This is a genomic window from Raoultella sp. (assembly GCF_039594335.1).
Taxonomy (GTDB): Bacteria; Pseudomonadota; Gammaproteobacteria; order Enterobacterales; family Enterobacteriaceae; genus Klebsiella.
The window spans coordinates 1-6,012 of sequence record NZ_JBCNNS010000193.1; the positions used below are offsets into that span (position 1 = coordinate 1).

Genomic DNA, 6,012 nt, shown 5'->3' on the forward strand with positions numbered 1-6,012 from the left:
AGATAACAATCAGATAATGTAAGTCCAGGTGAGTTTTGTACAGTCCCGCCCTTCTGAACCGTTTCATCGTGACTTACTCCTGATGTGCTCATCTGATCACTTTTCACCTGCGAAAACAGTCAGGGGAATAAGGACAATAAATCTGACACAGCCAGCTTTCGAGGCCCTGAAAAATCAGATGCCGTTTACCTGCATGCAGGAACAACACACCTGGTCGTTTTCATCTAAGGGAATACGGCAAGCAAAGAACTGACTCTGGCGCGTTTGTTTTCAATCCGAATATCTCAGAGCGATATCTGACTAAAAGTATTTTCTACATGCCAGGCCCGATTGCTGCTTCGCGGAAGCAACAAGTGAAAAGGGCGGGAATCAGACACCGAAAAGCATATGAGTCCCGCCATAGTATTGCATGCCGGGCACTGAGCGCGGGGCAAACCCGAGCCTCATTGCCAGACAGAGGGAGCATATGAGTGCTCAGATGGTTTTCAAGGGTTACGGGAAGTAGATATCGGCACAAAACCGAGATCAGGTTGCCCTCCTGAACACTAATTTTGACTTTAATAGCCCCCATGCCCCACGCCAAAGCACCCGGAATATAAAACGTTAGATTACATATAATTATATGTATATCAGTGTTTTATCATTACATGACGCACGACGGTGTAGTCTTCCAGACCGTACATCGACATGTCCTTACCATAGCCGGAGAGCTTCTGCCCACCGTGCGGCATCTCACTGACCAACATAAAGTGGGTGTTCACCCAGGTGCAGCCGTACTGCAGACGCGAGCTCAGACGATGAGCCCTGCCCACATCTCGGGTCCAGACCGATGAAGCCAGACCGTACTGCGAGTCATTGGCCCATGCCAGCACCTGATCTTCATCGCTGAACGACGTCACGCTGACCACCGGGCCAAACACCTCGCGCTGAACAATATCATCATCTTGCTTTGCGCCAGCCAGCAGCGTCGGCTGATAGAAATATCCCTTGCCCGCCGCCTGGCTTCCGCCGGTCACCACCTGGATATGCGGTAGTGCGCGTGCAGCTTCAACGGCAGCGCTGACCCGCTCCAGATGCGCCTGCGAACTCAGCGGCCCCAGTTCGGTGGACGGATCGTCCGGCTGGCCTATTTTCAGCGTGGCCACGGCCGCGCCCAGCTTCTCCACCAGCCGCTCATAGATCCCTTGCTGGGCATAAATGCGACAGGCCGCGGTACAATCCTGACCGGCATTATAAAAACCGAAGGTTCTCACCCCTTCCACAACGGCATCGATATCCGCATCGTCAAACACAATCACCGGCGCTTTGCCACCCAGTTCCATGTGCGTGCGTTTTATCGACGAGGCGGTATGGCCGATAATATGAGCGCCGGTGGCAATCGATCCGGTGAGCGACACCATGCGCACTTTCGGATGGCTGGTCAGCGGATCGCCCACGCTTTTACCACGACCAAACAGCACGTTCAGCACGCCAGCGGGGAGAATATCCCTGGCCAGCTCTGCCAGTTTCAACGCGGTTAGCGGCGTAATCTCCGACGGTTTGATGACCACGCAGTTGCCGGCTGCCAGCGCTGGTGCCAGCTTCCACGCCGCCATCATTAACGGATAGTTCCACGGCGCGATAGAGGCCACCACGCCAACCGGATCCCGACGAATCATCGAAGTGTGCCCTTCCAGGTATTCACCCGCCGCCATACCCGGCAGACAACGCGCGGCGCCGGCAAAGAAGCGGAACACGTCGGCGACGGCGGGCAACTCGTCGTTTATCACGCAGTGCAGGGGTTTGCCGCAGTTTAAGGATTCCAGCTTCGCCAGCGCTTCAGCGTGGTCGGTAATCGCTTCCGCCAGTTTTAACAGAGTGTCGGCGCGGGTTTTCGGCGTCGTCTGGCTCCAGCTGACAAAGGCGCGATCCGCTGCCTCAACCGCCGCGTTGACCTGGGCCTCTGTGGCTTCCGCAATCTCCAGAATGACCTCACCATTAGCAGGATTGAATACCGGCACCACTTCGCCTTCACCCGCCACTAACTCACCGTTAATCAAAAGGTTATGTTGCATAGTATTATCCTGTAGATATAAATTATTTGCCGCTTTCAGCGCTCATGTCGCTATCGCGGGTCAGCCACCAGGCCCCTAAAATGGGTATCATCGTCACCAGCATCACCAGCAGCGCGACCACGTTGGTCACCGGTACATCGCGCGGGCGCCCCAGTTGGTTTAACAACCACAGCGGCAAGGTACGCTCATGTCCGGCGGTAAACGTCGTGACGATAATTTCATCAAATGATAAGGCGAATGCCAGCATTCCCCCCGCCAGCAGCGCCGATCCCAGATTCGGCAGCACCACATAGCGAAAGGTCTGCCAGCCCGTAGCGCCTAAATCCATTGATGCTTCCACCAGACTCCACGACGTCCGGCGAAAACGGGCGATGACATTGTTGAACACCACCACCACGCAAAATGTGGCATGCCCCACGACGATAGTGAGCAGGCCCGGTTCCAGATTGGCAGCCTTGAAGGCCGTCAGCAGCGCCAGTCCGGTGATAATCCCCGGCAGCGCGATCGGCAACAGCAGCAGTAGCGACACGGCGTTTTTACCAAAAAACGTACTGCGCCATAATGCGCCTGCAGCCAACGTGCCAAGTACCAACGCAATCGCTGTCGACAGCGCGGCGATCTTGAGTGACAACGTCACGGATTCAATAATATCGCTGCGCCCTGCCGCCTCGCTGAACCAGCGCAAGGTCAGGCCCTGAGGCGGAAAGCTAAAGGCGGCATCTTCGGTATTGAAGGCATACAGCGCGATAATCAGCAGTGGAAAATGGAGGAAAACCACCCCGCCCCAGGTTGCCACTTTCAGCAACAGCGGTGCCCGCTCAGAGTGCATCGAACGCTCCCAGGCGCTTCACGAACGCCAGATAGAGGGCAATCAGCACAATCGGTACCAGGGTAAACGCGGCCGCCATCGGCATGTTGCCGATGGCCCCTTGCTGAGAATAGACCATGTTGCCAATAAAGAAGCCGGGTGGCCCCACCAGTTGCGGTACGATAAAGTCGCCCAGCGTCAGGGAGAAAGTAAAAATCGACCCGGCGGCAATGCCGGGTATCGCCAGCGGCAGCACCACATGGCGGAAGGTCTGCCGCGGGCGGGCACCAAGATCGGCGGAAGCCTGTAGCAGCGAAGGCGGTAAGCGTTCCAGCGCCGCCTGTACCGGCAGGATCATAAACGGTAGCCAGATATAGACGAACACCAGAAAACGTCCCAGCCCTGAGGTCGACAACGTATTGCCGCCAACCGCCGGAATCGTCAGCACCAGGTTCAACAGCCCCTCCAGCCCGAGATGCCCCAGAAACCACTGCGCCACGCCATCTTTCGCCAGCAGTAACGTCCAGGCGTAAGCCTTGACGATATAGCTCGCCCACATGGGCAGCATGACGGCAATATAGAAAAACGCTTTCATTTTGCCGCGGGTATAGCGGGCCATATACCACGACATCGGCAAAGCCAGCACTGCGCTGGCCATCGTCACCGACAGCGCCATCACCAGCGTGCGGACAATGATGTCGTAGTTCGCCGGATTAAACAGCGCTTTGAGGTTGGCAAGCGTCAGATCCGTGGTGACCGACATAGTGAAATCATCAAAGGTGTAGACGCTTTGCCACAGCAATGTCAGCAGCGACCCCAGATAGACGATACCGAACCACATCAACGGACCAAGCAGGAGTAAAAACAGACCCAGCGATGGCCTGCGCCAGAAGAGTCCGGACAGACGCCCGGACGGCGCGCGCGGAATGACCATCGTCATCTCAGCCCCCTTGTTCCAAAGGCACCATCGCCGAACGCGACCACGAAGCCAGTACCGTCTGTCCGGTCTGCGGCGCGCAGGATGCAATACCGCCATCGCTGTTCGCCTGGCTGACCAGCAATTTATCGCCACTCGCCAGTTTCAGTTCGATACGCGTCGCAGCCCCCTGATACTGGACCGCCTGCACCACGCCCTGGACCTGCACATCTCCGCCGCTGTCCAGCCGAATATGTTCCGGCCGCAGTGACCAGACCCCGCGCATCCCGCACAGGCGGACGGCAAGATCGCTATCAAATACATTAGCCGTCCCGACGAACCCGGCAACAAACGCAGTTTTGGGGCGCAGATAGAGATCGTGCGGGGCATCAACCTGCTCAATACGCCCGTGATTAAAGACCGCCACCCGGTCGGACATCGACAACGCTTCGCCCTGATCGTGGGTGACGAAAATAAAGGTGATCCCCAGCATCTGCTGGAGCTTTTTCAGTTCGACCTGCATTTGCTCGCGCAGCTTTAAGTCCAACGCACCGAGCGGCTCATCCAGCAGCAGCACCCGCGGTTCATTCACTAAAGCACGGGCAATCGCCACCCGCTGCCGCTGTCCACCGGAGAGCTGCGACGGTTTTCGAGCGTGCACAAACCCGAGGGCCACCTTTTCCAGCGCCTCCTGCGCGCGAAAATGGCGCTCCTTTTTACCAATGCCTTTGACCATCAGCCCGTAAGCCACGTTATCGAGGATCGACATATGCGGAAACAGCGCATAGTCCTGAAAGACGGTATTCACGTCGCGCTGCCACGGCGGCAGCTCGCTGGCCTTGCGACCGTAAATAGAAATCTCCCCGCCGGAAAGTTGTTCGAATCCGGCAATCAGCCGCAGGCAGGTGGTTTTGCCGGAGCCAGACGGCCCCAGCATGGAAAAAAATTCGCCATCACGGATCCCCATGTTGACCCCGTCCACCGCGCGAACGTCACCATAGAAACGTGAGACGTTGTGAAACTCTACCGCGTACGTCATGTTCTGCCCCCGGCCGATTACCGGCCGCCCATAATCGCGATATAGTCCTGCGTCCAGCGGCTGTAGGGCACGTATTTCCCCCCTTCCGCCACCGGCGTTTTCCAGAATGCAATTTTAGAAAACTCATTGTAGCCATTGGTTTCGCAACCTTTGTCGCCCAGTAACGCGCTTGCCTTACAGCCTTGCGGTACCACCGGCAATGAGCCGAACCACGCCGCCACGTCGCCCTGCACCTTCGGCGTCAGCGACCAGTTCATCCATTTATAGGCACACACCGGGTGTTTGGCGTCACTATGTAACATTGTGGTATCCGCCCAGCCAGTGACGCCCTCTTTCGGAAAAACGGTGGCAACCGGCTGGCCGTCGGCTTTTAAGCCGTTGGCCTGGTATGGCCAGGCGCTTGAGGCCACCACGCCTTCGTTTTTGAAGTCGCTCATTTGAACGGTGGTGTCATGCCAGTAGCGGTGGATTAACCCATGCTGAGCGCGGAGCACCTTCAGTACCGCTTGATACTGGGCTTCGGTCAGTTGGTAGGGATCGGTGATGCCCAACTGCGGCTGGGTTGCTTTAACGAACAGCGCCGCATCGGCAATATAGATAGGACCGTCGTAGGCCTGGACGCGCCCTTTATTACTTTTACCATCGGAGAGTTTTTGCTCCACAAAGACCACATTCCAGCTGTCTGGCGGCATCGGGAATATTTTGGTGTTGTACATCAGCAGGTTTGGTCCCCATTGGTACGGGGTGCCGTAGACCTTACCGCCGACGTTAAACCAGGCGCCTTTTGCAACACGGGGATCGAGAGTAGACCAGTTGGTGATCAGTGCCGTATTAATGGGCTGTACCCGTTTGCCCATAATTAAGCGCAGAGAGGCGTCACCCGAGGCGGTGACCAGGTCATATCCTCCTTTCGCCATCAGGCTGACCATCTCATCGGAAGTGGCGGCCGTTTTGACGTTGACCTGACATCCGCTCTCTTTTTCAAACTGGGTGACCCAGTCATAGTTTTTATCCGTCTGGCCGCGCTCGATATAGCCCGGCCAGGCGATAATATCCAGCCGGCCTTCGCCTTTATCAAGTGAAGCGGGCGACTCAGCGGCCTGCGCCGTCAGGATAGCCATACCCAGTACACAGAGGCTGCCACGGGCAATTTTTTTGCTCATCGGGTGTTACTCCTGTCACAATAAAATTAGCG

The 6,012-nt window shown here is 56.7% G+C and carries 5 protein-coding genes; all 5 read right to left on the bottom strand.

All coding sequences use genetic code 11. The features are described from left to right. Positions 1-629 precede the first annotated feature (629 nt). Genes patD through ydcS form a run of 5 tightly spaced genes read right to left on the bottom strand, consistent with a single transcriptional unit; the run spans position 630 to position 5,980 of the window. Complete coding sequence (patD, locus tag ACZAHD_RS20970; protein ID WP_462458477.1) at positions 630-2,054, bottom strand: aminobutyraldehyde dehydrogenase; 1,425 nt, start codon at positions 2,052-2,054, stop codon at positions 630-632. Positions 2,055-2,076: 22 nt separating this feature from the next. Next, positions 2,077-2,883 carry an ABC transporter permease gene (locus ACZAHD_RS20975; protein ID WP_462458478.1) on the bottom strand — a complete coding sequence of 269 codons (807 nt, stop codon included), beginning with the start codon at positions 2,881-2,883 and terminating at the stop codon, positions 2,077-2,079. Further along, the gene (locus ACZAHD_RS20980; protein ID WP_462458479.1) at positions 2,873-3,802 is read right to left on the bottom strand and encodes an ABC transporter permease; all 930 of its coding nucleotides are present in this window, start codon (positions 3,800-3,802) and stop codon (positions 2,873-2,875) included. Before ACZAHD_RS20980 ends, ACZAHD_RS20975 begins: the two co-directional genes overlap by 11 nt. Before the next feature lies 1 nt (position 3,803). After that, complete coding sequence (locus ACZAHD_RS20985) at positions 3,804-4,817, bottom strand: ABC transporter ATP-binding protein (protein WP_462458480.1); 1,014 nt, start codon at positions 4,815-4,817, stop codon at positions 3,804-3,806. A gap of 17 nt (positions 4,818-4,834) precedes the next feature. After that, a complete protein-coding gene (ydcS, locus tag ACZAHD_RS20990; RefSeq protein ID WP_462458481.1) occupies positions 4,835-5,980 on the bottom strand; it encodes a putative ABC transporter substrate-binding protein YdcS in 1,146 nt (381 codons plus the stop codon). Between the last annotated feature and the right edge of the window lie 32 nt (positions 5,981-6,012).

What these genes read in the sequence shown, in the direction of transcription:
- ACZAHD_RS20985 (WP_462458480.1), bottom strand. Translation starts at nt 4,817, where the DNA reads ATGACGTACGCGGTAGAGTTTCACAACGTCTCACGTTTCTATGGTGAC.
- ydcS (WP_462458481.1), bottom strand. Translation starts at nt 5,980, where the DNA reads ATGAGCAAAAAAATTGCCCGTGGCAGCCTCTGTGTACTGGGTATGGCT.
- ACZAHD_RS20975 (WP_462458478.1), bottom strand. Translation starts at nt 2,883, where the DNA reads ATGCACTCTGAGCGGGCACCGCTGTTGCTGAAAGTGGCAACCTGGGGC.
- ACZAHD_RS20980 (WP_462458479.1), bottom strand. Translation starts at nt 3,802, where the DNA reads ATGACGATGGTCATTCCGCGCGCGCCGTCCGGGCGTCTGTCCGGACTC.
- patD (WP_462458477.1), bottom strand. Translation starts at nt 2,054, where the DNA reads ATGCAACATAACCTTTTGATTAACGGTGAGTTAGTGGCGGGTGAAGGC.